This is a genomic window from Dyella flava (assembly GCF_016904955.1).
Lineage (GTDB): Bacteria > Pseudomonadota > Gammaproteobacteria > Xanthomonadales > Rhodanobacteraceae > Dyella_B > Dyella_B flava.
The window spans coordinates 221,894-247,729 of record NZ_JADIKE010000034.1; the positions used below are offsets into that span (position 1 = coordinate 221,894).

A 25,836-nucleotide genomic window follows, 5' to 3' on the forward strand; every position below is an offset into this window, starting at 1 on the left:
GAAGAACGCTATGGCCCGCTCACATACTGCTTTCCTGTTCGACCTCGATGGCACGCTGATCGACAGCGTCTACCAGCATGTGCTGGCCTGGAAGGAATCGCTTGATCGTGAAGGCGTGGTGCTGCCGGTATGGACCATCCATCGCAAGATCGGCATGAGCGGCGGACTGTTCACCAATATCCTGCTGCGTGAAACGGGCCTGGACATTACCGAAGAACGCATTCAGCGCTTGCAGAAATGGCATGCCGAAGCGTTCAACCGGCATCACACGCAAGGTTCGGTGCGCCCGCTGCCCGGCGCGCGCGAACTGCTGGATTTCCTGACCAAGGAAGGCATCCCTTGGGCGATCGCCACCAGCGGACGCATGCAGACAGCGGCATACAACCTGACCGCGCTCGGCATCGACCCCAACGAGGTGCCGGTGGTGACCCGCGATATGGTGCGCCATGCGAAACCCGACCCCGACCTGTTCCTCGCCGCAGCCGAGCGCCTGGGCGTGGATATCCACCAGTCGCTGGTGATCGGTGACAGCATCTGGGACATGCTCGCCGCACAGCGTGCGCGTACGCTGGGTGTTGGCCTGCTCTCCGGCGGCTATGGTCAGGATGAACTGCAACGGGCCGGCGCATTCCGTGTGTATGACGATCCGGCCGATCTGCTCGAACATGTCGACGAAGTAGCAGCGCGCGACTGAGCGTTGGCAAATCATGCCGCGCCGATCATCTGTCACCACGAATCTTGCCGTGCACGAGCACACGGGCGGGATTTTCACCCGCCCGCATGCCCATGCAGGACCAGTCAGAACTCGAACCTCAGGGCGAGATTCACTTCCCAGCCGCGCATACCGTAGTCGGTAGTGGCGTGCAGATAGTCGGCCTCACCGTACAGCGAGAGATAAGGCAGAAACTGGCTGCTGGCACCCGCACCTGCACGGACCGTGTTGCCCAAGCGCCCACTCCGGAAGCTGCCGCTTACGTCCCATGCCTCGCTGGAGACGGTGGCCGTTGAGCCACCACCACGGGTGTTGGTGAAATCGACACGCACATACGGCGAGAACCGCAGATTGTCCGTCTTGCTGACGCGAATACCGGCGCGCGCGCGGGTCGATCCGGCCACCCTGATTTGCGTAGCCAGATTGTCGGCATCCTGGAACGGATCGAAGCTCAGCGACTGACGTTTTACCTGCAGCTGCGGCTCGATCCACCAGCCGCCGCCCAGTGCGAACGGATAGCCCGTCTCCACCGAGGCAGTCCAGCCACCCGCCCTGATCTGCGCCACATCGCTGCCACGTATGGCGGTGCTTACACTGCCTTGATAACGCTCGCCGCCCAGCACGGCATCGACATAGAAACCGTTGCTCTGCTGCCAGGTCATCCATGCGGATACGCCGTGCGCGTCGTAGCGGCTGAAGCTTGCATCCTCGCTGTCGTACACCCGCGGGGTGACGCGCGTGACGCCCTTGTCCAGCGCCCAGCCGATGCGCAGGCTCGATGCATCGCTGGTCAGGGAAACAAGGCTGCCGCCCAATTGCACTGCGTTGATCTGCTGGTTGAAGTCGTAGCCGTACGTCCCCTGGTCGGACGCATAGCGCTGCTGGCTTCCGATATAGCGCACTAACAGCTCACCGCCGTGCGGATCAGCGGGTGGGGTATCGCGGATTTCACCCAGCCGCTGATGCAAGGTGTCGATGATCGTGTCGCCGTAGTTCAACAAGGCGGTGGGCGCGACGATATAGGAAGGAAGCTGGGCAACCAGGTCCTGTACTCGCTCCGAGTTGGCATCTTCCGGCAATGAACCGTTACCGCCCGTAGACGGTTCGTCCGGTAGACCGGGATCCGGATCGGGCGGACTGGTACCGTCATCGGGGTCGAGATGACCCTCGTCCGGCAACTCAATGTATTTCGGCGCAAGGCGGTAATCCCAATTCAATGCACCGGACGGCAACGCATTCTGCGAAGCGTCGGCCTGCCCCGGACCAAACGCGTACAACTTGTACTGATAGGGACCCACGGCGACATAGCCGTAACGCAGTGCAAAGGCATCCGCGCGCGAAGTTCCGCCCACCTGAACCAGCGATATGCCGTCTGTGGGATTCACCACGCCGTTGTTGTCGATGGGCGCCGACGCGCCAGTGCCCTGCGCCACGATATCCAGCAGCGTGGTGTTCGTAGTGGTAACGTTGCCGAGGATCAACAGGCGATCGGTCCGCTGATGACTCAGCGGACCACCCTCGTTGAGCAGGGCATGCATGTGGATCATTCCACTTTCACCGGCAAAATCGCCGAGGATGGCAAGTGTCTTGTACGCATCCTGCACCGGCGGTGTGAAACGGATGCGCGCGTTATTCAAGGTCAGCTGCCCGATGGATGAGCTGCCCCAGACATACCACTCGCTGTCGCTATCGATTGACAAATCACCAATCACGTCACGGGTCGCGCCGAGCCACTGCGAACCGTGGCTCAACGACACCGTTGCATTCGCCGCGGAAATCGTGCCGCTTTCGACCAGCGACTCGTTCAACACCATGTCGCCTTGCGCGCTGACCTTGTCGTCCATCGCCAGCGAGATCCGTACGGTCGGGTCATACACATCCAGCAAGACACCGCTGGCGCCAGCAACCTGCACACCATGGCTCAGTTGAATGTCGGCATTTCCCGCCACTGCCAAAGCACCCGATTGCGTGCTGAAGAGACGGCCGCCCGTCATATTCAGCGCTCCGCCGCCGGTATCGATCACGGCAGCGTAAGCGTCGCTACCTGTCGTCATAACATTGGTATCTTTCAGGCTGATCAGGCCGCCTCGTGCGGCATAAAGGCCATAGGCCTCTGCGCCAGCGGTTTCCACGTTGCTGTCAGTGAGCGATATATGGCTGCCGAGCCGCGCATACGCGCCGACCGATCCGGCACCTTCGGTGCGAATAGTCAGGTCGTTGCCATCGATGTGCGTGTCATCGCCATATTCCATGGATGTGTAAAGCGCATGGGAGTTTGAGCCGGTGGTCAGGATCGAGCCGTTGGTCAACGTGATGACGGCGGCGCGATTATCGAAAGCCGTCGATTTATCTCCGCTTGTGCGCACATCAAACGCGGCGGCATCGACCTTCGTATTGGGGCCGACCGCCCACACAGCTTCCGCATTGTCTCCCGATGTGCTTATGGCGACGTTTTTCTCAAGCTCGATCGTTGATCCAGCTTGATCCAGAACGATTCCGTAAGCGTATTTGCCGGATGTCTGAATGCCCGCATCGGCCACGACCGCCTGCGCGCCCTGGATTACGTAGATGCCAACCGCGCTATCGCCGGACGTACTGAATGTGCCGCCACGGATCGTCGCCTTGCTGCCGCCGCCAAGCTGTCCGTCGAGATAGACGGCATGCGCTTGCGCTCCTTGCGTGGTGACGTCGACGTGGGTGAGATCAGTCCGCGAACCGGCAGCATTGCTGTTGGCATAGCCGTTGGCTGTCACGCCGTAGGAGTTATCACCGCTGGTAAACAGGCTGCTGTCCGAGAGCGTCAGCACGCCGCCGTTATTGACGGCGGCATGACTTGCAGGTCCGGCAGTGACGACGGTGACGCCGCTGCCGGTGATTTCCGACGTGGGATCGGAGTTGAACAATCCATACGCTACCAATCCGGAGGTGGTGATCATGGTGCCGACACCGATCGGGTCATAACCGATCTCTGCCTTACCGCCGCGCAGGGTATAAATGCCGTAGCCACTCTGTCCGGTCGTACTGAGGGCGCCGCCATGAAAACTCAGCATGCTGCCGACACCATTGATCTGTGCTCCGTGGGCGTTCGCTCCATCGGCAGTCACCACAATGCCGCTATCCGCCGTCATGTTCCCCGCATTGAGTATCGAAAGCACCGTCTTACCGTCGCCGACGTAATCGCCGGGCGACAGCGCGAGCGTGGTGCCGTCTGCGGTTTGCGGGCCATCGACCGCGCGCGAAGCGCCCGGTGCAGACAGTGCGATAGCGATGGTCCACGCGAGGATGGAACGCCTTGCAGCACAGAACTTGTCCGTGTCTTTCATCGATGAATTCCCTTTTCGTAAGGAGGTTTGCGTGAGCGCTTGCCGGTTAGAGCTTCGCTCCGCGTGCATAGCTGCCGTCCGTCAGAGGATGGGCAGCACTCGTGATGTTTCTCGGTGCTGTCCAAGGTGGAAGTTGGCCGCGAAACAATCGGACGACACGTTAGGAAGCGTCCTTGTTTTACCCAATCAGACCACCCTCAAATTCTTATTATTTTTTTTGTGCGTGACGCGGCATTGGGTAGCGGCAGCAAGACTTGCTGCATCAATGCCGTTGCCGTGGATTCTGCAATTGTCGTCCCGATCATTCGGCCGCGGTCAGCACTTCATCAATGCGCGGAGCACGCATGCGTCGGACGCGTGAATTCTCATTGCGATGAGCACACCCGGCTTGTGAGTTGTGCCGCCGGGGTCTATCGGCGTATGCAGATGATCTAAGCCGGATTTATCCTGCAGGACTGTTCGTTCTTCCTTCGGCTGAAAGAGGGGCGATAGTCGGAAGTCGGGTGTGTCGATACACATACCGCTCTCTCCCTCTCCCCTCCGGGGAGAGGGAGCAGTAGCCACGGCAAGTCATCGAAAACGCCCGCGGTCCGTTATGCTGCAGTGGGGAAAATGCTTGGAATGGGGAAGCATGGTGAAAACACCGCTGTTTGCTTTGTGCGTGCTCGCGGCAGGCCTGTCGTTCACCGCGATGGCATCTGCACAAACCTCAACACCGGCCATCACGGTCAACGGCGCCGCGCCCGACCTCACGCCGCCCACGGCGGATGTCCCGCAAGATCAGCCGATCAACGATAAGGACATCTATTGCCCGACCGCGCTGGAACCGATCCTGCCGGGCGATTACTACGCCTGCGAGGCACGGGCCGCCTACGGGCAGGGGAACTACCGCAAGATGATCGACATGCTGAAGGAGTCGGCGTACTGGGCGAACAAGGATGCGCAGTACTCGCTGGGCCTGGCTTACCTCAATGGCGATATGCCACAGGTCCCGCAGGACCGGCCGCAGGGCCTGGCCTGGCTGGCCCTGGCGGCGGAGCGCAAGAGCGAGCAGTACCGGGTGGCCTATGCCAGTGCGCGCGCCAAGGCGACGGTGGAGGAAATCCAGCACGCGTCGACGCTGTGGCGGCAGATGCGCTTGCGCTATGGCGACGGGGTCGCCGCGCCACGCGCGATTGCCCGCTTCAACCACGGCATCCAGTCCATCGACGATGCCGCGCGCGAGAACGGCATCGTCTACTTGTACGGGTATTCGCCCTTCCCTGAGAGCGCCTTTGCGATTGCCAACAAGCTGCATGACCAGGCCACCGCGGATTTCGACAATGTGCATGGCACGGTGGTGGTGGGCAAGCCGCAATGGCTGCAGGGCCAGCCGGTTTCGGCATCGTCCACGGCGCGCTCGGTGGAACCTTGATCAGGCAGGTTGATCGCGCAGGACGTCAGTCCGGCGCGAGCAAGGCGTCCAGGTCGGCCTGATCGAAGCTGAGCTTTTCGCGCGTGCCGCCACCTTCCAGCACCGCCTCCGCCAGCTCCGCTTTGCGCGCTTTCAGTTCTTCGATGCGCTCTTCGACGGTGCCTGCGGTAATCAGACGGAAAACGAACACCGGTTTGTCCTGACCGATGCGGTGCGCGCGATCGCTGGCCTGTGCTTCGGCGGCCGGGTTCCACCACGGGTCGTAGTGGATCACGGTGTCGGCCGCGGTGAGGTTGAGGCCGACGCCGCCGGCTTTCAGGGAGAGCAGGAACAGCGGTACGTCGCCGTCCTGGAAGCGCTGCACGGGCTCGGCGCGATCGCGGGTTTCGCCGGTCAACATCACGTAGTGGATGCGATGGCGGTCCAGCTCGTTGGCGATCAGCTTGAGCATTTCGGTGAACTGCGAGAACAGCAGCACCTTGCGGCCTTCGGCGAGCAGCGCGGGTAGCATGTCCATCAGCAATTCAAACTTCGCCGAGTCGCGCACGCCACGCGCAGCTTCCAGCTTCACCAGACGCGGATCGCAGCAGACCTGGCGCAGCTTGAGCAGGGCATCGAGGACCACGATGCCGCTGTGTGCGATGCCGCGCTGCGCGATGACTTCGCGTAATTCGTCGGCCAGCGACAGGCGCAGGCTTTCATACAGTTCGCGCTGGCGGCCATCGAGCACGACGCGGCGGGTGATCTCGGTCTTGGAGGGCAACTCGGACGCGACCTGCGATTTGGTACGCCGCAGGATGAACGGTGCGAGGCGGCGATTGAGGCGCGCCTGGCAGTCTTCGTCGCGCTGCTTTTCGATTGGCACGCGGTAGTGGCGACGGAAGGCGCCTTCATCGCCCAGCAATCCGGGTACGGCCAGGTCAACCTGCGACCATAGCTCGCCCAGGTGATTTTCCAGCGGCGTGCCGGTCAGGCAGACGCAGCGCGGCGCGCGCAAGGTGAGCGCCGCACGACGCGCTTGCGTGCGCGGATTCTTTACCTGCTGCGCTTCGTCGAACACGATCAGCGAGAACGGTTGCTTGCGCAGCGTGATCACATCGCGCGGCAACAGCGCGTAGCTGGTGAGCACGATGTCCTGCGCGGCGATTTGCGAAAAGTCGCCGCTGCGTTGCGGACCATGCAAGGCCAGTGCACGCAGGGACGGTGCAAAGCGGGCGATTTCCGCCAGCCAGTTGGGAATCAGGCTGGTCGGCACCACGATCAGCGCCGGCTGCTGCAGGGCGTCGCGCTCTTTCAAGGCGAGCAGGTGGGTGATCAGTTGCAGCGTCTTGCCCAGCCCCATGTCGTCGGCCAGTACGCCGCCGACACCGGCTTCGGCCAGGGCATTCAACCAGCGCAGACCTTCACGCTGATACGGGCGCAGCTCAACCGTGAGCCCCTCGGGAACGGCGTCGCTTGCGCGCTCGGCGGCATCGCGCAGGCGCGCGGTGAAACCGCGCAACTGTTCGGGTGCCTGCAGCTCACCGCCAGTAGGCAGGGCTTCGACGATTTCTTCCAGGCGGCCCGCCTGCACGCGTGGCAGGTGCAGTTTCTTCTTGGGCTTTTCCAGATATTCGGCAAGCGGCGCAAGCAGGCCACGTAATTCCTTCAAACGCACCGGCACGCGGCGGCGTTCGTCGACCGGCGCGTACCACACCGCATCTTCCGGTTCGTTCGGTGCCGGGCTGAGGTTGAGCTGATGCTCGGCCAGCGCCTGCGCGACGGCTGGCAGCAGATTGCGGCGCTTGCCTTCGACTTCGATACCGATTTCCAGATCGAAGGCATGATCGTCGGCGTCTTCGACAGCATTGCCGTACCAGCGCACCGGGCCTTCCAGCACTTCGAACGGGAAACTGGGTGCGTATTCGAGCAGGAAGCCCTCGGCTTCCAGTTTCGGCCGCAAGGCGAGCCAGCGTGCGGGGGTGTTCACTTCCAAAGCGCCAGCGTGCCCTTTGCCGGGGAACAGCCAGGCGTCTTCGGGCAAGGTGTCGGCCAGATCCCAGGGCAGGCCTTCGGTGTCGACGCCGAGGGTCAGCCCGGCGCGTTCCAGTTGCTCCATGGTGGAGAGCTCTTCCGCACGACGGCGGGCGATTTCCACCAGTTGCCCATTGCGCACGCGGCGCACCAGCGGCTCGCCACCGCGACCGGGCAAGCGCTCGCCGGCGTAGTCAAAAGCGAGCCGCGCATAGGCAAGCGGTGGCGTACCGGCAGCCAGGCGCGCATGCCGGGTCAGGGCGTGCAGGGTAAGCACGGGTTTGGGCGCCAGTTCGGCACGCTTCAGCTCATCGAACACTTGCGGCAGCGGAATGCGATGCGCCAGACGACTTGAGGGCAAGCTGCTGCGCAGCGCCTGGCTGTATTCGTGCTTGAGCGGCGGCAGATCGAGCCAGTGGGTTTCTTCCGGATCGGCTTCCAGATGTCCCAGCTCGGCGCGCTCGGCATCCAGGAACCACAGCCCATCCACGCGCAGCAGACGCTGGCTGTGCGGAAGTGCCGGCAACAGGCGCTGGCTGCCGTCGTTCTCCAGATGCCAATGCCAATTCAGCTGGTGCGACTTGCCGCGCGAGAGACGCAGACCGGCCAGCCCGCCCAGGAAGCACGGCGCGGTGTCGAGCATTTCAGCCAGCAAGGTGTTGCCGACATGGCCAGCCAGGCGCGCGTAGCTGCGCGACTTGCGCAGAGTCTGCGTCAGACCCAGCACCGCTGTCGCCAGGCGCTGCTCATGCGCCTGCAGCCCCGTGTGCGCCAGCAATTTGCTTTCCAAGGGGGCTGGCCGCGTGAAGCGGCCGTGCTCGGCGGGAACCAGCAGGACCGGCGCGGCATCCAGGCGGGCGTAGGGCGCACCTTCCTCCGGCACGACCTCAAAAAAGAAACCGAGCACGGCATGCTCGTGCGCTGCGGCCGCAGCGGGTCTGGTCAGCAGCTTGCGCCACACACCCGGCAGGCTTTCCTCGCGCTCGTCATTCCGGGCGGAAGAATCGCTGTGCTGTTTCTCGTCCGGTAGATGCATGCGCATGCGATCCCTGGGGCGATCAAAACCTTGAGCTTAGCAGCGATTTGGGTCGGCACTGCAAGTGACATGCATACGCCGATCGGAAGTCCTGCTCAGCGTGTTCCGAACAGGCCTTCTGGATATTCGGGTTTTTGCTCACGCGCCATCAGCGCCTTGAGTCCTTCGACCGGGGTGACTTCGCCGTGCAGCACGGCTTGCACGCCCTTGCTGATGGGCAGATCCAGGCCATGCTTATCGGCCAGGCGCACCACTTCGTTGGCGGTGACCACGCTTTCGACCACCTGCCCGATCTGCGCTACCGCTTCGTGAATGCCGATGCCCTGCCCCAAGGCCAGGCCCAGACGGCGATTGCGCGACAGATCGCCGGTGCAGGTGAGCACCAGGTCGCCGAGACCGGACAAGCCCATCAGGGTTTCCGGCCTGGCTCCGAGCGCCTTGCCCAGGCGCAGCATCTCGTTCATGCCGCGGGTGATCAGGCCGGCACGCGCGTTCAAACCCAGCTTCATGCCGTCGGCCACGCCGGTGGCGACGGCGAGCACGTTCTTCATCGCACCGCCGAGTTCTGCGCCGAGCACATCGTTGCCGGAATAGGCGCGGAAGTTCGGCGCATGCAGCAGCACGGCGAGTTCCTGGGCGAAGGCATCGTTTTCCGAATGCACGGTGACCGCACTGGGCAAGCCCGCCGCCACCTCGCGCGCAAAGGAAGGACCGGTGATCACCGCCCGTTCGCGCCCCGGCAGCTTTTCGGCCACCAACTCATGCAGGAAACGGCCGGTACCCGGTTCGAAACCCTTGGTCGCCCAGGCGATGTTGGCGTCGGGATCGAGCAGTGGCGCGATCTCGTCCAGCATTTCGGCAAAGGCGTGGCTGGGCACGACGATCAGCACGACCTTGGCGCCGCGCACGGCGGCGGCCAGATCAGGTTCGTAGTCCAGCTCCGCCGGGAGTTCGAGGTCCGGCAGGTAGCGCTGGTTGCGACGGCTGACCTTCATCGCGGCCAGCGCCTCGGCATTGCGCCCCCACAGGCGGGTCGGCACGCCGTTGCGGGCGGCCAGGGTCGCCAGCGCCGTTCCCCAGGAGCCGGCGCCCAGCACAGCCATCACGGGCTGATCGCTCATGATGGAACGATCAGCTGTTGAGCGTATGCGGCTCACCACCCGCGCGGCGCTGCTGCTCCGCGTAGAGAGCCTCGAAGTTGATCGGCTGCAGCAGGAACGGCGGGAATCCACCCTCCTGCACCAGGCTGGAGATCACCTGGCGGGCATACGGGAACAGCAGGTTCGGGCAGTAGCTGCCGATAATGCCGGCGTGATCGACCTCGTTGAAGCCGGCGATGCCGAACAGGCCGGCCTGATGCACTTCCGCCAGGTACGCGGTGCGGTCGTTGACGGTGCAGGTCAGGGTGAGGCTCAGCACGACTTCGTACAGGTCGTTGCCCAGACCGGTCGCGCGCTGCGTCAGGTTCAGCTGGACCTGCGGCGCCTCGCTGATTTCGCTGACTTCCTGGAAGATCTGCGGAGCATTGGGCGCCTCGAAGGACACGTCTTTTACATAGATCTTCTGCAACGCCAGCATGGGCTGGTTGGCCGGGCTGTTGACCTGGCCGTTGGCGGTGATATCTGCCATGGGAATCCCTCGGTTCAAATAGGCGCGCGCGTGGAGCGCAAAGCATGGGATTGTTCCATACATCCCGGTCTGCGGCTATGAGACGGTTTCGGGTGGGTGGATGTTCAAAGGCGAGGCACCGGGGGTTAATGGCGGGGGGCAAGCCGGTGGGTTTTCGGGAGGCGGCTGGCTGGTGTTTTCGCCACTCGCTGCCAACCCCTAACTCCTCGCCCCTGCTCAAATATTGCACAGGACCCCGTTTTCCTGAGAGAATGCGCGGCTCGCCCCTGTCGACCCGGCTTTCCGGGCATGTCCGCAACGCGATGCGGACCTCACGGCACGCGGCGAAAGCAATCTCTCCAGCATCGCGAGGCGCGTAGCGCCGCTGGGCCGATGTCGCCCTGGCCAACGGGCGGTTCACGAATTACGGAGGTCATCATGGCCCGTGTATGCCAAGTCACCGGAAAGGGTGTGCAGACCGGCAATAACGTCTCGCACGCCAACAACAAGACCCGTCGCCGCTGGTTGCCCAACCTGCATGAGCGTCGCTTCTGGGTTCCCAGCGAAAACCGTTGGGTGAAACTGCGCGTCTCCAACCAGGCGCTGCGTACTATCGACAAGAAGGGCATCGAGGCCGTGATCGCCGACCTGCGTGCCCGTGGTGAAAAGGTCTAAGGAGTAAGTCATGGCTAACAGCAAGCAAGACAAGATCCGCCTGATCTCGTCGGCCGGTACCGGCCACTTCTACACCACGCAGAAGAACAAGAAGAACACCCCGGACAAGTTCGAGTTCAAGAAGTACGATCCGGTCGTTCGCAAGCACGTGATCTACAAGGAAGGCAAGATCAAGTAATCGATCTGCTTCCTGCGTTTGAAAACCCGCCTCCACGGCGGGTTTTCTTTTGCCCGCTTGCCAGCGTCGCAACGGCCTCCGATGATCCGCCCATGGAGAATGCCGACGCCCTCTTTCCTGGTTTGCTGGGCGAGGCTGCCTGGCGCAGCCTGCCTGAACCCGTGCAACGAATGCATGGCGCCGCAGCGCGCGTCACGGCTCACGGCATCGCCGATGTGGAGGGAGATGGCAATCTGATTGTCCGCATGCTTCGTCGGATGCTCGGACTACCTGCGCCCGGCAGGCAGCAATCGCTGGAATTCTTTATCGAGCGCCGCGGTTGTAAAGAAACATGGACTCGGCGCTTTGCGCATGGCGAGATGCGTTCCGAACTGAATCGCGATGCGAACGCGCTGCAGTTGCTTGAAAGGCTGGGCCCGGTGACCTTGTGCTTTGCCTTGCATCACGACCCTTCCGGCATCGACTGGCATCTGCTTCGCGTGTCGGTGCTTGGCGCCCCAGTGCCGCGTGCGTGGTTCGGCCACGTACTTTCGCGCAGCAGCTCTGATGATGGCCGTTACGCCTTCACCATCGACACGCGCCTGCCGCTGGTGGGCAGGCTGGTCGCCTATCGCGGCTGGCTGGAGATCGTGCCAGATGTCTGAACCTTGCACGCAACCGGTGGTGGTCTATGACGGCGTCTGCCTGTTGTGCAGCCGCTGGATTCGCTTCCTGCTCAAGCATGATCAAGCGGGCCGCTATCTATTAGCGGCCATGCAATCCGACAGCGGGCGCACGCTGCTGCAATCGCATGGACTCGATCCGGATTCCCCGTTCTCGATGCTGCTGGTGGAAAACGGACACGGCTATACCGATACCACGGCCATTGCGCGAGTCCTGCGCGGCCTGCCGGATCGACGCTGGCACTGGCTCAGTGCAGCGATGTTGTCCGTGCCGCGGCGCTTGCGCGATTCGGTTTATCGCCTGGTCGCGCGCAACCGTTACCGACTGTTCGGGCGCAGCGCGCAATGCTTTGCGCCCACGCCGGAACAGCGTAAGCGTTTCATGCCGTAAGCGTTTCGAGCCGGGTGCTGATTGCATAGGCGGAGAGCGCATCCAGCGCTTCATCCAGATTGAACAGACCCATGCACGGCACCGCGCCAGTGACATCAAGCGAGCCAGCGGCGAGTTTCCGCGCGAGCACCACAGCAGGCATGGCTGGAATCTGTGGCCCATCGCCCGCGGTCGCATGCAGCGACCATCGCAAATGGATGGGTTTCGCCGCTGCGTCGTGGCCGCGTAACTCAACCACCATTCCGCCAGCATCTGTACCGGTACGCAGGAACCATTCGCTCATGCGGCGCAAACCGTGCGCATGTCGTGGCAGATCACGCAGCAGCCCTGTACGAACCAGCCATGCAAGCAACCACATGCCAAAGTGCAGCCGACGCAATTCCAATCCAGCGCGAAAGACGACACGCTGCACGCCTGCATAACGCTGCGGAAACAAAGCCAGATCGGGCACATCGCACAAACCCACCCAGCGCGGTCCTGACATGAATGACGCACGCCGCGTCGACAGCCAGCCGTAGCCTCGATGCCACTCCCCGTTCTGCCAGATGGATACGGGACGTCCGCAGTAACCCAAGATCGCCGCTACCGTTGCATCACCGCGTGGGGTGCGATTGCCGGGACTGATGGCGTGCTCGATAGACCGCAGGGATGCAAAGCCGGCTTGAAGCCGATCGATCACCGCACTGCTCAACGCTGGCAACGTCGAGGCCCCGCTGACCAACAGGCGGCCGGCCGCCCGCGCTCGCGCATCCAGGGCAGCGAAGCCGGCCACAAAATCGCGCCCATCGGCCAGATCCACATAGTCGCTATGGCATGCCAGGCAGGCTTCCGCGACGCGATAGTCCTGGGCCTGGAATGGCCCGGCCGCGTGGATCACCAGTTGTGGCGCAAGACTGTGCAGCGTTGCCAGCAAATCGATGGCATCGACATCGATCACGGCAATCCTTACCAAGACATCGCCCAGTTGATCTCGCAAATGTTCCAGGCCTGCGCGAGTGCGCCCAGCCAGGATCAACTCAAACCGCGAATCATGCGCGAGGCGCGCGGCAATACGTGCGCCGAATACGCCGGTCGCGCCGATCAACAGGACTCGCAACGCCATGTCGCCCCCATCAACAAAAAGCCCGCCATCATGGCGGGCTTTTAACGCTTGCCGGTTAGTGGTGCAAAGCCCTCAGGCGTTGCTGCCCACCAAGGCATAGCTCTTCAAGCGCTGCGCGAATTCCTGCAAGGAGCGAATGCCGCTCTGCTCGGCTTCGACAATCCACTGCTGCAAACCCTTCAACGCCTGCTCGGCGCCACGCTGTTCCATCAGCTCGGCGAGACGATTGCGGAAATCGCACACCGTGCTGAGGTTCGGGCGCTTGGCCAGCACGGCTTGCATGCGCTCGCGGCCTTCGCCGTCGAGCCAGCGGCCGCCATCGGCGAAAGAACGACGCAGGCGGCGCGGCACGGCCTTGATGCTTTCGCCGGCGTGCTGCGCTTCGTCGGCCAGGGTCGGCACGATCACGTTGCGGTAGTAATCGGTCATCGCCTGGAAGCGATGGGTCAGCACGGCCTTGAGCGTTTCGGCATCCGGCAGGTGCACGTTGGGACGCACGTCCAGGGTCGGCGCCACGCGCAGCACCTTGGCCAGGCCAACCGAGCGCAGCAGGCAGATCATCGCCCAGCCGATATCGAACTCCCACTTGCGCAGGGCGAATTTCGCCGAGCTGGGGAAAGCGTGATGGTTGTTGTGCAGTTCTTCACCGCCGATCCAGAAGCCCCAGGGGATCAGGTTGGTGGCGGTGTCGGAGCTTTCGAAGTTGCGATAGCCCCACCAGTGGCCGATGCCATTGACGAAGCCCGCCGCCCAGAACGGAATCCACGCCATCTGCACGGCCCACACGGCCAGGCCGATCACGCCGAACAGTGTGAAGTTGATGATCAGCATCAGCACCGGGCCCCAATAGGGATGGCCGGTGTAGAGCTTGCGCTCGATCCAGTCGTCGGGGGTGCCGCGACCGTACTTCTCCAGGTCTTCCTTGATCAGGCTGGCGTCGCGGTACAGCGACACGCCATCCCAGAACACCTTCTTGATGCCGTAGATCTGCGGGCTGTGCGGATCTTCCTCGGTCTCCACCTTGGCGTGGTGCTTGCGATGCACGGCGACCCACTCCTTGGTGACCATGCCCGTGGTGAGCCAGCCCCAGAAGCGGAAGAAATGCGAGATGGACGGATGCAGGTCGACGCCGCGATGCGTCTGGCAGCGGTGCAGATAGAGGGTGACGGTAAAGATGGTGATCTGGGTGACTACCAGCAGGTAGACAAGGATCTCCACCCAACCGGCGCGACTCACACCACCGGAGAGGAAATGCAGCACAGCATCTAACATCTTGGATATACCCGGAATCGTTGAAAAAGCAGTGTAGTGGAGGGTCCCCATACCCACCAGCATGGTAGCGCTCTGTCCGTTAAACCACCGCTTCGTGACGGTGTACGGTTGTGCAACGGATGGGGTCGCCGTGACAATCATGCAATGAACGCGCCGAAACCTGCTTTACCTCCCGTACTGCAACTTGAAAAGGTCACCCGGCGCCGCGCCGGCCGTACCGCCGTGCGTGACCTCGACCTGAGCCTGCAGAGGGGCCAGGTGCTTGGCCTGCTTGGGGTGAACGGGGCCGGCAAGTCGACCACCCTGGCGATGATCGCCGGAGCGCTGCGGCCTGATGGTGGCAGCATCCTGTTACAGGGACAGGATTTCCTGGAGCAGCCCGAACTGGCCCGGCAGGCGATCGGCTGGCTGCCGGAAGCTGCCCCGCTCTGGCCGGAATTGACGGTATGCGAACACCTTGAAGCCCACGGCCGTCTGCGCGGCATGCCGCGCGCCGATCTCACCCGCGCCCGGGACGCCATCCTTGAACGACTTGAGCTGAAGGACATCTCGCGCCGCCTCGCCGGCGTATTGTCGCAGGGCCAGCGCCAACGCCTCGGCCTGGCCTGCGCGCTGCTGCATCGCCCGGCCTTGCTGGTGCTGGACGAGCCGGCCAATGCGCTCGATCCGGTGCAGGTCGTCGCCTTGCGCAGCTTGCTGCGCGAGCTGGCCGCAAACGGCACGGCGGTGATCCTGTCCACCCACCAGCTCGCCGAAGTGACGGCGGTGTGCGACCGGGTGGCGATCCTGCACGAAGGCACCCTGCGCTACGACGCACCACTACCCGCGGACCAGCACGCCGCCTTGGAAAAAACCTTCTTCGATATCGCCATGGCCGGCAGGGCTCAAGCCGCATGACACTTCTTGCTGTGACGCGGCTGGAACTGCGCCGCCTGTTGGTGCGTCCGCTTGGCTGGATCATCGCCGCGCTGGCGCTGGCCGAACTCGGCTGGCGCTTTGCGTTGCTGCTGCAGATCTTCCTGCTCAACCAGGTTCGGCTGGCCGCGCTGCCCGATGGCCCCGGCTATACCGATCTGGTGGCGGTGCGGATGGACAGCAGCTTCATCACCGGCAGCCCTTTGCCGTTCGGCGTGATCGAACTCGCGCTCCTGGTGGTGCCACTGCTGACCATGTCGACGCTGGCGAGCGAACGCAGTGCCGGCACCTTGCCGCTGCTGTTTGCCAGCGGGCTTTCGTCTGCGCAGATACTGCTGGGTAAATATCTCGCGGTACTGATCTGGCTCGCCTTGTGGCTGCTGCTCGCTCTGGCCATTCCGGTGAGCCTCGCGCACGGCGCCACGCTGGACTGGGGCAAGCTCGCCGCGGCAACCCTGGGCACCTTTTTGGCGCTGGCCGTGCTGGGCGCCATCGGCGTGGCCTGCTCCGCGTTCGCTTCGCACCCCGCCGTCGCCGCGGTCGCCGCATTGATGCTGGGGCTAGCCCTCAACTGCATCAATCTCGGCGCGCAAATGGCGGGGGTCAGCAACGGCTTCCTCAACTGGCTGGCGATGAGTACGCATCAGGAAACACTGCTACGCGGCCTGGTTTCGAGTGCGGATATCGTGTGGTTCCTGTTGGCCATCGCGGTTGCACTCGCATTGGGTGTGCGACGCCTGGCGGCAGATCGGGAGCGCGGCTGATGAGCAGGATTACCCGCCGCCTCAATAGCTGGCTGTTTGCCGTGCTCGTGCTGCTCGGGGCAGGCGCGATCGGCTATCTCACGGCGCGCCACGATCACGTCGCCGACTGGACCTACGGCAGCCGCGTCAGCATGTCGCCGCAAACACGCGCCGTGCTGGCGAAGCTGGACGGCCCGCTCGACATCGTCAGCTATGCCGATCCGCAGGGCGATCTGCGCCAGACCATCGCCGCCGTATTGCAGCGTTATCAGCAGGCCAAGCCGGACATTCATCTGAGCTTCGTCGATCCGCAGAAAGATCCGGCGGCCATGCGTAATCTCGGCATCACCGTCGATGGCGAGTTGATCCTGCACTATCGCCATCGCGAGCAACGCCTGGATGTACTGAACGAGCGCAGCTTCACCAACGCACTGGAACGGCTGGTGCGCGGCAACGATCGCGTCGTCGCCTTCGTCGCCGGCGATGGTGAGCGCCGTGCGGACGGTGATGCGAATGCTGATCTGGGCACTTTCGTTGCCCAGTTGGAAGATAGCGGCATGCGTGCCGTGCCGCTGAATTTCTCGCAGACGGCGAGCGTGCCCGAGCAAACCGACCTGGTCGTATTGGCCAGTCCACAAGCGGCGTTGTCGCCCGCCGCCAGCAAGGCGCTGGTTGATTACCTTGGCAACGGCGGCAATCTGCTGTGGCTGGCCGATCCCGGCAATCAGGATCCCAGCTTGCAACCGCTGGCGGATACGCTCGGCATTCGCGTGCTGCCCGGGGAACTGATCGATCCATCGTCTTCGGCGCTGGGACTGAAAGATCCACGCATGATTCCGCTCGGCGACTATCCCGTCAGCCCGATCACGCGCGGCTTTGTGCTGACCACGCTGTTCCCCGAGGTCGCGCCGCTGGCGGAAGTGCGCAAGAGCGAATGGCAGATCACGCCGTTCCTGCGCTCCAGTCCGCAGGCGACGATGCAGTCCCTGAACGGCTCGTCGGGCAATGCCCCCAAAGGCCCGCTCGATTTCGGCTTCGCACTCAGCCGGCTTTCGCCGAGCCCGGCCAAGGCGGAGCAGCGCGTGGTGGTGATCGGCAACGGTGATTTCCTATCGAACAGTTTTCTCGGCAACGGCGGCAACCGTGCGCTGGGCGAACGCATCTTCGACTGGCTGCTGGGCGACGACCAACTGATCGACATGCCGTCGCGCAGCGCGCCGGATCGCGTGCTGAATGTTTCGCAGGGCGAACTGAACATCCTCAGCATCGCCTTCATCCTGCTGATACCCGTGCTGCTGCTGGTGATCGGCGGCGTCATCGCCTGGCGCCGGCGGCGCGCATGAAACGCGCAGTACGTCGACAGCTCTGGCTGCTGATCGTGGTTGTCGCATTGCTCGCGGCGGCCTGGTCGCAGTTGCGCAGTGATCAACAGGACGCACCCGGCACGCTGCTACCGATCAAGCCCGATGCGATCACCCGTGTAGACCTGCAAGTCGGCCAGGCCCCCGCCGAACATTATGTGAAGCACGATGAACACTGGTGGCGGGTCGATCAAACCACGTCCACACGTGCCGATGATTTGCGCCTGGGCGAACTGGTGCGCATCGCCGCCGCACCGGTGCAAAACTGGACACCCGTGGATAGCTACGATCCGGCCAAGATTGGCCTGATGCCACCGCAGGCCAAGCTGGACCTGGACGGCCAGACGCTGCTTTTCGGCGGCATGACGGCCATCGGCCAGAATGCCTACGTGCAGGTTGGCCAGCGTGTAGGTATCGTTTCCCTGCGCTATATGCCGCGCTCGGCGCAAAGCCAGAACATCAAGGCGGAATGAGATGCCTGAGTTGCCCGAGGTTGAAACCGCACGACGGGGCATTGCACCGTACCTGATCGGACGCCGCGTCGCAGGTGTCACGCTGCGCCGTGCAGACCTGCGTTGGCCTATTCCGGACGAAATCACCCAGTTGTTGCCGGGACAACGCATTGACGAAGTGGAGCGCCGCGCGAAGTACCTGCTGTTGCACACGCACGCCGGCAGCGCCCTGTTGCACTTGGGCATGACGGGTGTCTTGCGCGTACTTCCGCCTGATATCGCACCGGGCATTCACGATCATGTCGACATCGCACTTGAGCCTTTACAGGGTGAGCAGGCGCGCATCCTGCGCTTCACCGATCCGCGGCGTTTTGGCTGCCTGTTGTGGCAACCGCCCGGCACCACGCACGAATTGCTGGCCGGACTCGGCCCGGAGCCGCTCACCGATGCCTTCGATGGCGATCTGCTGTTCCGACGCTCGCGCGGACGCAAAGCTGCGGTGAAGCTGTTCCTGATGGATAACGCCATCGTGGTGGGGGTTGGAAATATCTATGCCAGCGAGGCGCTGTTCGCCGCCGGCATCGATCCACGGCGCGAAGCGGGTTCCGTATCCCGTCCGCGCTATCAACGTCTTGCAGGCGAGGTAAAGCGCATTCTTGCCTGGGCGATCGAACGCGGCGGCACCACGCTGCGTGATTTTCTCAATCCGGATGGCGCGCCCGGTTATTTCTTCCGCGAGTTGTTCGTCTACGGACGCGAAGGCGATCCGTGCAAGGTGTGCGGCACGGCGATTCGACAAGCCGTCATCGGGCAGCGCTCGACGTTCTGGTGCCCGCGATGCCAGAAATAACCGGAATGGGTTGGGTAGGTTGGGTTAGCGCAGCGTAACCCAACGGATCTTCATCGAAGCAACAAACATCGTTGGGTTACGCTGCGCTAACCCAACCTACGCACCTCTCTCCACTCACTCTTCGCTCTGCGGCCAATAGAACGCAACGTAGGTGTTGTTGAACTGCGGATCGTCATATCCGCCGCCCAGCTCGGCCGTCAAACCACCGAAGATCCCGTCGACGTCCAGCGATTGCCCATGCTTGAAGTGCGCGCCCATCGCCTGCAATTCGACCAGGCGCTGGCACAGTGCGCCGGCGCGATCGATTTGGGTTGCTGGCACATCATGCAGGCTGATATCGGGACGCCCGAACTTGCGCAAGCCGCGCGTATGAATCCACAGGCGATCGGAATCTTCTTCTTCATCGCGCAGAATCAGCACGTGATGGCGCAAGGGTGCGCCGTCCCTGATCAGATAACGTTGACGCCATTCGTCGGCACTGAACAGGGTGAGGATCTGCGGATCGAGAATCGCCACCCCGCCGATATCCAGCAAACCGGCCAGCACCCCGAACGTATCGCGCAGGTAGCCGGTATCCACACTGTCCTTGAAACGCCCGCGCAGCACCAGCACCTGCGGTGCTGCCACGGCTTTGTCGAAAGCTTCCGGGGCGTCGTTCTTGAACAGCTCGCCCAGCGCGCCTTTCAGAGGATACCCGTCCCAGTCGCGCAACACGTTGTTGTAGTGACTGGTCAGTTCCACTTCTTCCGGCAGGCCGTCGCTGCCGTATTGCGCAGACGGTACGCGGATCGGCTGGAAATCGCCGAACACGTAGAACTGCACAATGATTTCCTCGTCGCTGGGCTGCCAATGCGGGCGCTGCCAGGCAGGGAAATAAAGCGGATTGCTCATGGATGGGTCCTTGGGATGCTCTGATCAGCGCTGGTCGTCCAGCGGCAGGCTGGGCTGTTGCAGTTCGATGCGGCCGCGCCCCTGGGTGATCTTCTTGAACTCGGCCCGGCTCACCGAGAGATAGCGTTCGTTGCCGCCAATCTCAACCTGCGGGCCTTCCGTGATGGCGCGGCCCTGCTCATCCACACGCACCACCATGGTGGCCTTGCGGCCGGTATGGCAGATGGTCTTGATCTCTTCCAGGCTGTCGGCCCAGGCCAGCAGGTAACGGCTGCCTTCGAACAGCTCGCCACGAAAATCGGTGCGCAGGCCGTAGGCCAACACCGGAATGTTCAGATTATCGACCACATCGGTGAGCTGCCAGACCTGCGCCTTGCTCAGGAACTGTGCCTCATCGACGAACACGCAATGCAAGTCACCATGTGCCACGATATCCGCTTGCACCATGGCGTAGAGATCCGCATCGCCGCTGAAACGCATGGCCTCGGATTTCAGGCCGATACGCGACGCCACGATGCCTTCGCCGTAACGATTGTCCAGCGCCGGAGTAAGAATCAGCGTGCGCATGCCGCGCTCGTAATAGTTATAAGCGCTCTGCAGCAGATTGGTCGTCTTGCCGGCATTCATCGCCGAATAATAGAAATACAGCTTGGCCATGGTCCCCACCGCACGGATGACTGCACATGGTACTGCCAATCGGGCGGGATTCAGCTTCGCCTCGACGGGCATGTCAGCGCAAGCCGACGAGATCAGGGTATTGAAATCCCGGTGCCGGCAACGGCACCAGACGCTAACATCCTGTCGACGCTCGAATAACCGTTTCGGGACGATTGCCCCGCCCCGCCCAGCCGCACATTCCCGCCACGCCGCTGCTACCATCATGCGCCGCGCTCCCGCGCATCACGCTCCACCCCACGCATGCTCAACCCCCAACAACTGGCCGCCGTCGAACACGTCGAAAGCCCGCTGCTGGTGCTCGCCGGCGCAGGTTCCGGCAAGACGTCCGTGATCACGCAAAAGATCGCGCACCTGGTGCAGCGGCGTAAGCTGCCCGCCTCCAAGATCGCGGCAATCACCTTCACCAACAAGGCCGCGCGCGAAATGCGCGAGCGTGTCAGCAAGCTGGTGAGCGCGGAAGATGCCCAGGCGTTGACCGTGTGCACCTTCCACGCGCTGGGTCTGAAGTTCCTGCAGATGGAGCATGAACGCGCCGGTCTGCGCCGCGGCTTTTCCGTGCTGGATGCGGATGACAGCGAAAACATCGTCAAGGAACTCGCACCGAAAGGCGCCAAGCCGGATGTCTTGTTCGGCATTCGCAATCTGCTCAGCCGCGCCAAGAACAGCGGGCTGTCGCCGGAAGAGGCGCTGGCTGCCGCACGCAGTCCGCGTGAGCTGGATGCCGCGACCATCTACCAGATGTACCAGCAGCGTCTTGCGGCGTTCAACGCCGTTGACTTCGATGACCTGATCCGCCTGCCGCTGCGCATCCTTGAGAACGACGAGGAGTGCCGCAACGGCTGGCGCGAACGCCTGCGCTATCTGCTGGTGGATGAATACCAGGACACCAACGACGCACAGTACCGTTTGCTGAAGGCGCTATCCGGTGAACGCGGGCATTTCACCTGCGTCGGTGATGACGATCAGTCGATCTATGCCTGGCGCGGCGCCAATCCGGAAAACATCGATCAGCTTGGCAAGGACTGGCCGAACCTGCGCGTGATCAAGCTGGAGCAGAACTACCGTTGTGGCAAGCGCATCCTTCGCTCCGCGAACCAGCTGATTGCCAACAATCCGCATCTGCACACCAAGAAGCTGTGGAGCGAGCACCCGGAAGGCGCGCCGATCCGCGTGATCGAGTGCAAGGACAACGAGCACGAAGCCGAGCGCATCGCGGGCATGGCCGCCACCCTGGCCGAAAAACACAAAGTGCGCTGGCACGACATGGCCATTCTTTATCGCGGCAACTTCCAGGCGCGTCCGCTGGAAAAAGCGCTGCGGCTGGCACGCGTGCCTTATCACCTTACCGGCGCGCTGTCCTTCCTCGACCGCGCGGAGGTGAAGGATCTGCTTTGCTATCTGCGTCTGCTTACCAACCCGAGCGACGACGCCGCCTTCCTGCGCGTGGTGAATGTGCCGAAGCGCGAAGTCGGCGCCACCACGCTGGAAAAGCTCGGCCAGATTGCACAAACACGGCACTGCTCGCTGCTTGAAGCCACACGTAGCGATAGCGTGCTGCGCCAGCTAAGCCCGCGCCCTGCTGCGGCGCTCGCTTCGTTCTCCGATCTGCTCGATGAACTGCGCAGCGCCTCGCTGCACGAAAGCGCGGCCGACCTGGTCGACCGCGTGCTGACCCGCACCAACTATGCCGCGCACATTGCGACGGGCACCACGGACGCCGCCTTGCGCGACCGTCGCCTGGGAAACCTGCGCGAATTGGCCGACTGGTTCCGCGCCATGCAGAAGGGTGGCAACAGCGCCGGCGACCTCGCGTCGCAGCTCGCCCTGCTCAGCCATGCCGATCGCGACGAGCCCGGCAATGCGCTGCGCATGATGACCTTGCACGCCGCCAAAGGCCTGGAATTCCGCTTCGTGTTTATCGTCGGCTGCGAGGAAGGCACGCTGCCGCATGACGGCGCCATCGACGAAGGCCGTACCGACGAGGAACGCCGCCTGATGTACGTAGGCATCACGCGCGCAAAGGAATTGCTGACGCTGTCCTGGTCGTCCAAGAGCAAGCGCTACGGTGAAGTGCACAGCAACCAGCCCAGCCGTTTCCTGCATGAATTGCCGCAGGACGATCTGCACTGGGAGGGCAAGGATCTGGAAGCCGACAAGGAAGCGGTCCGCGAAACGGCCGAGTCGCACATGGCAAAGATTGCCGCGATGCTTGCCGGCAACTGAGATCAAGACATGACCAACCACGGCTTCCCGGACGAACAACGCGAAGGACTGTACCGCGCCATTCGCGAACGCCGTGACGTGCGCTCGCAATTCCTGCCCGATCCGATCGCACCGCAGATATTGGCGCGCTTGCTGCAGGCAGCACATCTGGCACCTTCGGTTGGTTTTATGCAGCCGTGGGATTTCCTGGTGATCGACAGCATCGAGATCAAGCGCGCGGTCAAGACGCTGTATGAGCAGGCCAACGCCGATGCGGCCAACAACTATTCCGGCGACCGCGCCGCGCAATATCGGCGCTTGAAGCTGGAGGGCATCGTCGACAGCCCCATCAATCTGTGCATCACCTGCGACCGCCAGCGTGGTGGCCCGCACGTGCTGGGCCGCAACACCATGCTGGAGACCGATCTGTTCAGCACCTGCCTGGCCGTACAGAACCTGTGGCTGGCGGCGCGCGCCGAGGGTATCGGCGTAGGTTGGGTGAGCATTGTCGATCCGGCGCTGCTGGCGGAAACGCTCAAGCTGCCCGCGCACGTGCAGCCCGTGGCTTATCTGTGCCTGGGTTATGTCAGCGAATTTCTGCCCAAGCCGGAGCTGGAAATCGCCGGCTGGCGTTCGCGTCTGCCGCTGGAACAGCTGCTGCATGGCAATACCTGGGACGGCCAGATCGAAGACGATGCCCTGCTATCAGCCGTGCGCAATCCCCACGATACTTGACGCACAACCGCGCAAGTTCGAGTAGGTTGGGTAGGTTGGGTTAGCGCAGCGTAACCCAACGGAACTCCATCGAAGCGACAACCATCGTTGGGTTACGCTGCGCTAACCCAACCTACCCGACCTACAGTGAGTGCGGTCAGATAAGTCCTTCCGATTCCAGCTCGCTCTTCAGATACGCATAGTAGATCGGCGCCGCAATCACGCCGGACAAGCCAAACGCCGCTTCCATCACCAGCATCGCCACCAGCAATTCCCACGCGCGCGCACGGATCTGCGTGCCGATGATGCGCGCGTTGAGGAAATACTCGAGCTTGTGGATCACGATCAAAAAGCCGAGCGACGCCGCGGCCACCCAGACCGATATCGACAAACCGGCGATGGTCACCAAGGTGTTCGAAATCAGGTTGCCGATCACCGGCAGCAAACCGGCCAGAAAAGTGATGACCACCAGCGTCTTGGCAAAGGGCACATAGATACCCAGCAAAGGCAGGACACCCAGCAGGAAGACGGCCGTCGCCGCGGTATTGATCAACGAAATCTTGATCTGCGCGAAAACGATGTTGCGGAATCCTTCGGCCAGATGCTGGCAGCGCTCGCCCAACGCACTGGCCAGCGGTCCGACCTGATGCGGTGGACGCGCGCGATTGAGCGCCATCAACGCCCCCAGCACCATGCCGATGATGATGCGCACCAGCACACGCGCGGTTTCCTTGCCGATGTTCTGCAGGCCCATCGCATGCTTGCGGGTCAGGTTCAGTGCCATCACGCGCAGCTCATCCACGCTGTCCGGCAGCCAGTTGGTAGTGCTTGCCGGCAGTTGCTCACGTGCTTTTTCCACCAGCGGCATCAACTGTTGTTGCCACAACAGATCCGGATCGCCCATTTCCCGGCGGAAAAAACTCACCAGCCACACCACCAGCAAAGTAAGCAGGCCCACGACAATGGCGCCCAGCACCGTTACAACCACCAGCCGCGCACGTTCGCCGGAAATGCGGCGCCCCAGCAACGGTGTCATGACGTGCACCAATTCGTACACCAGCAAGCCCGCAAGCAGCGCGGGCAGCAAATGCAGGAGCAGCACCATCAACAACGCCAACGCAGCCAGGACATAGCTGGTCATGCGAATAGCGCGGTTGGAATCGTGAAATACGGGCACGTGGGTGACCTATGGCATCCTTGATACCGGCAAGTCTGTCATAAACTTAGACGATGCTCTGCGGACGCCGCCTTCTTCGTCACGCATTGACTGATAAAAATATCAATAACTTAGATATCCATACTTAAAGTGTTGCATGAAGTTTGGCAGGCCCGTATCATGGGCCCCGCCGAATCCTGCTGACCTCCAAATACTGCGGGCAACGGCCATTTCCCTTCCGGCAATGCCGGCATCACCCCGCGAGGCCCAACGCCCGTGGGGTTTTCTTTATAGAGCCTGTCCCCTTACCAGTACGATCTACGTGCCGACATGAGACAGGCTCTAAGATGCAGCGCGGCGCCACCTCCGCCGCAGGCCTACACGGGCCGCCACCGCCCTCCCATGTGAGAGATTTCATGCGTTTTCAGACACTTGGCCGTAGCCTGCTGGTTCTGGCGATGCTCATGCTGGTCGCTTGCCATAAAAAGGAAGAGACCGCAGGACCACCCGGCGGCGCCACACCGGAAGCGGCCGTGCAGCAGTCGGCAGCCCTGATCAAAGCCGGTGACTTCAATGGATTCTGGCAGCATGCCCTGCCGCCGGCCGACTACAGCACCCTGAAGGCCGACTGGAAACTGCAGCGCGCCAACCTGCCGCCAATCACCGACCAGGACCGCGCCCGCTTCACCCTGGCCATCCAGCAGCTCACCGCCCCCAATGCGGAAACCACCCTGTACGACCAGCTCCAGCCCAAGCTGGCGCAGATGGAAGAGCAATATCACGACCAGTTGCCGGTCATGATCGGCATCGGCCAGGCCATCCTCACCACCGGCATCACGCAGAACAAGACCATGTCGGAAAACCAGAAGCAGCAGGCCCGCGATGCACTCAACGTGCTGCTGCCCTGGGCCCAGCAAACGCCCTGGTTCGATCAGGACAAGGCCAAGCAAGGGGTTGGCGTGATTGTCGCGACCGCCCGCCAGCTCAACCTGAAGAGCCCGGACCAGCTGGAGAGCATGGATTTCAACACCGCCATGCAACAGTATTCGATCGCCTGGGGTGGCGTGAAAAAACTGCTGCTGATCTACGGCCTGTCGATTGACGACACGTTGGATTCGGTAAAGGTCACCACGATCGGCATCGACCACGGCAACGCGCATGTGAAGATCGACTACACCCTGCTCGGCAAATCGCTGAGCACCGATTCGCAGCTGGTGCTGGTCGAGGGCCGCTGGTACAACCAAGAGCTGATCAACAGCGTCCATGCCCAGCACGAGCAGTTACTGCATCCACCAGCACCGGCAGTGAGCGGTAGCGCCCCGACGCCGGCCGCCAGCACGCAGGTACCGCCCGCTAGTTCGTCGGTGGGCAATGCCGTAGCGAAACCATAGCCATGCCGCGCGTCAGCCTCGATGCCTCAGCAGCAGCGCACGTCATTCCGGCACAGACCGGAACGACGGTGCGGCAAGATCTGCGGCTCGGGCAAGA

23 protein-coding genes are annotated in these 25,836 nt (G+C 62.7%); 14 read left to right on the forward strand and 9 right to left on the reverse strand.

The window, feature by feature from the left end; translation table 11 throughout:
- The first annotated feature begins 10 nt into the window (after positions 1-10).
- Entirely contained in the window at positions 11-694 is a 684-nt protein-coding gene (locus tag ISP19_RS09170) for an HAD family hydrolase (protein ID WP_204681060.1), read from the forward strand.
- 104 nt (positions 695-798) lie between these two features.
- Here the strand turns inward: ISP19_RS09170 and ISP19_RS09175 are convergent, their stop codons facing one another.
- The gene (locus tag ISP19_RS09175) at positions 799-4,035 is read right to left on the reverse strand and encodes an autotransporter family protein (RefSeq protein ID WP_204681061.1); all 3,237 of its coding nucleotides are present in this window, start codon (positions 4,033-4,035) and stop codon (positions 799-801) included.
- Positions 4,036-4,666: 631 nt separating this feature from the next.
- On the opposite strand from ISP19_RS09175, the gene ISP19_RS09180 reads away from it, so the two are divergent.
- Positions 4,667-5,449 (forward strand): SEL1-like repeat protein, encoded by a 783-nt coding sequence (locus ISP19_RS09180; RefSeq protein WP_204681062.1) that lies wholly within the window; start codon positions 4,667-4,669, stop codon positions 5,447-5,449.
- Between the two features lie 25 nt (positions 5,450-5,474).
- Here the strand turns inward: ISP19_RS09180 and ISP19_RS09185 are convergent, their stop codons facing one another.
- The 3 genes from ISP19_RS09185 to secB form a co-directional block, all read right to left on the reverse strand.
- Positions 5,475-8,498 carry a DEAD/DEAH box helicase gene (locus ISP19_RS09185; protein WP_204681063.1) on the reverse strand — a complete coding sequence of 1,008 codons (3,024 nt, stop codon included), beginning with the start codon at positions 8,496-8,498 and terminating at the stop codon, positions 5,475-5,477.
- Positions 8,499-8,593: 95 nt separating this feature from the next.
- On the reverse strand, positions 8,594-9,619 hold the full coding sequence (locus ISP19_RS09190) for an NAD(P)H-dependent glycerol-3-phosphate dehydrogenase (protein WP_204681064.1): 1,026 nt from the start codon (positions 9,617-9,619) through the stop codon (positions 8,594-8,596).
- A 10-nt stretch (positions 9,620-9,629) separates the two neighbouring features.
- Positions 9,630-10,127, reverse strand: a complete 498-nt coding sequence (gene secB, locus ISP19_RS09195) for a protein-export chaperone SecB (protein WP_204681065.1) — start codon at positions 10,125-10,127, stop codon at positions 9,630-9,632.
- A gap of 417 nt (positions 10,128-10,544) precedes the next feature.
- On the opposite strand from secB, the gene rpmB reads away from it, so the two are divergent.
- The 4 genes from rpmB to ISP19_RS09215 all read left to right on the forward strand — a co-directional run bounded on the left by rpmB (position 10,545) and on the right by ISP19_RS09215 (position 12,012).
- Positions 10,545-10,781, forward strand: coding sequence for a 50S ribosomal protein L28 (gene rpmB, locus ISP19_RS09200; RefSeq protein ID WP_128899395.1), 237 nt, complete (start codon positions 10,545-10,547; stop codon positions 10,779-10,781).
- Positions 10,782-10,791: 10 nt separating this feature from the next.
- Positions 10,792-10,959 (forward strand): 50S ribosomal protein L33, encoded by a 168-nt coding sequence (gene rpmG / locus ISP19_RS09205; RefSeq protein ID WP_126675274.1) that lies wholly within the window; start codon positions 10,792-10,794, stop codon positions 10,957-10,959.
- A 92-nt stretch (positions 10,960-11,051) separates the two neighbouring features.
- Positions 11,052-11,603: a DUF4166 domain-containing protein gene (locus tag ISP19_RS09210; protein WP_204681066.1), complete on the forward strand. Its 552-nt coding sequence runs from the start codon at positions 11,052-11,054 to the stop codon at positions 11,601-11,603.
- Entirely contained in the window at positions 11,596-12,012 is a 417-nt protein-coding gene (locus ISP19_RS09215; protein ID WP_204681067.1) for a thiol-disulfide oxidoreductase DCC family protein, read from the forward strand. The genes ISP19_RS09210 and ISP19_RS09215 overlap by 8 nt, the downstream gene beginning before the upstream one ends.
- On the opposite strand, the gene ISP19_RS09220 is transcribed toward ISP19_RS09215, so the two are convergent.
- A complete protein-coding gene (locus tag ISP19_RS09220; RefSeq protein WP_204681068.1) occupies positions 12,002-13,114 on the reverse strand; it encodes a saccharopine dehydrogenase family protein in 1,113 nt (370 codons plus the stop codon). The genes ISP19_RS09215 and ISP19_RS09220 overlap by 11 nt on opposite strands.
- Positions 13,115-13,186: 72 nt before the next feature.
- The gene (locus ISP19_RS09225) at positions 13,187-14,386 is read right to left on the reverse strand and encodes a DesA family fatty acid desaturase (protein ID WP_204681069.1); all 1,200 of its coding nucleotides are present in this window, start codon (positions 14,384-14,386) and stop codon (positions 13,187-13,189) included.
- A gap of 144 nt (positions 14,387-14,530) precedes the next feature.
- Between ISP19_RS09225 and ISP19_RS09230 the strand changes: the two genes are divergently transcribed.
- The 5 genes from ISP19_RS09230 to mutM are packed head-to-tail and all read left to right on the forward strand — an operon-like array spanning position 14,531 to position 18,707.
- A complete protein-coding gene (locus tag ISP19_RS09230; RefSeq protein ID WP_204681070.1) occupies positions 14,531-15,283 on the forward strand; it encodes an ABC transporter ATP-binding protein in 753 nt (250 codons plus the stop codon).
- Positions 15,280-16,065 carry an ABC transporter permease gene (locus tag ISP19_RS09235; RefSeq protein ID WP_204681071.1) on the forward strand — a complete coding sequence of 262 codons (786 nt, stop codon included), beginning with the start codon at positions 15,280-15,282 and terminating at the stop codon, positions 16,063-16,065. The genes ISP19_RS09230 and ISP19_RS09235 overlap by 4 nt, the downstream gene beginning before the upstream one ends.
- Complete coding sequence (locus ISP19_RS09240) at positions 16,065-17,387, forward strand: GldG family protein (RefSeq protein ID WP_204681072.1); 1,323 nt, start codon at positions 16,065-16,067, stop codon at positions 17,385-17,387. The genes ISP19_RS09235 and ISP19_RS09240 overlap by 1 nt, the downstream gene beginning before the upstream one ends.
- Positions 17,384-17,878, forward strand: a complete 495-nt coding sequence (locus ISP19_RS09245; protein WP_204681073.1) for a hypothetical protein — start codon at positions 17,384-17,386, stop codon at positions 17,876-17,878. The genes ISP19_RS09240 and ISP19_RS09245 overlap by 4 nt, the downstream gene beginning before the upstream one ends.
- A 1-nt stretch (position 17,879) precedes the next feature.
- The gene (gene mutM, locus ISP19_RS09250; RefSeq protein WP_204681074.1) at positions 17,880-18,707 is read left to right on the forward strand and encodes a bifunctional DNA-formamidopyrimidine glycosylase/DNA-(apurinic or apyrimidinic site) lyase; all 828 of its coding nucleotides are present in this window, start codon (positions 17,880-17,882) and stop codon (positions 18,705-18,707) included.
- 114 nt (positions 18,708-18,821) lie between these two features.
- On the opposite strand, the gene ISP19_RS09255 is transcribed toward mutM, so the two are convergent.
- Both ISP19_RS09255 and ISP19_RS09260 read right to left on the reverse strand, forming a co-directional pair.
- Positions 18,822-19,598 (reverse strand): hypothetical protein, encoded by a 777-nt coding sequence (locus tag ISP19_RS09255; RefSeq protein WP_204681075.1) that lies wholly within the window; start codon positions 19,596-19,598, stop codon positions 18,822-18,824.
- Positions 19,599-19,622: 24 nt separating this feature from the next.
- On the reverse strand, positions 19,623-20,255 hold the full coding sequence (locus ISP19_RS09260; protein ID WP_204681076.1) for a thymidine kinase: 633 nt from the start codon (positions 20,253-20,255) through the stop codon (positions 19,623-19,625).
- A gap of 261 nt (positions 20,256-20,516) precedes the next feature.
- Between ISP19_RS09260 and ISP19_RS09265 the strand changes: the two genes are divergently transcribed.
- Together ISP19_RS09265 and bluB are read left to right on the forward strand one after the other, a co-directional pair.
- Positions 20,517-22,499 carry a UvrD-helicase domain-containing protein gene (locus ISP19_RS09265; protein ID WP_204681077.1) on the forward strand — a complete coding sequence of 661 codons (1,983 nt, stop codon included), beginning with the start codon at positions 20,517-20,519 and terminating at the stop codon, positions 22,497-22,499.
- A gap of 9 nt (positions 22,500-22,508) precedes the next feature.
- Positions 22,509-23,213 carry a 5,6-dimethylbenzimidazole synthase gene (gene bluB, locus ISP19_RS09270; protein ID WP_204681078.1) on the forward strand — a complete coding sequence of 235 codons (705 nt, stop codon included), beginning with the start codon at positions 22,509-22,511 and terminating at the stop codon, positions 23,211-23,213.
- A gap of 136 nt (positions 23,214-23,349) precedes the next feature.
- On the opposite strand, the gene ISP19_RS09275 is transcribed toward bluB, so the two are convergent.
- The gene (locus tag ISP19_RS09275; RefSeq protein ID WP_204681176.1) at positions 23,350-24,333 is read right to left on the reverse strand and encodes an AI-2E family transporter; all 984 of its coding nucleotides are present in this window, start codon (positions 24,331-24,333) and stop codon (positions 23,350-23,352) included.
- 431 nt (positions 24,334-24,764) lie between these two features.
- Here ISP19_RS09275 and ISP19_RS09280 point away from each other — a divergent pair, with 431 nt between their 5' ends.
- The gene (locus ISP19_RS09280) at positions 24,765-25,739 is read left to right on the forward strand and encodes a hypothetical protein (RefSeq protein WP_204681079.1); all 975 of its coding nucleotides are present in this window, start codon (positions 24,765-24,767) and stop codon (positions 25,737-25,739) included.
- The last annotated feature ends 97 nt before the right edge of the window (positions 25,740-25,836 follow it).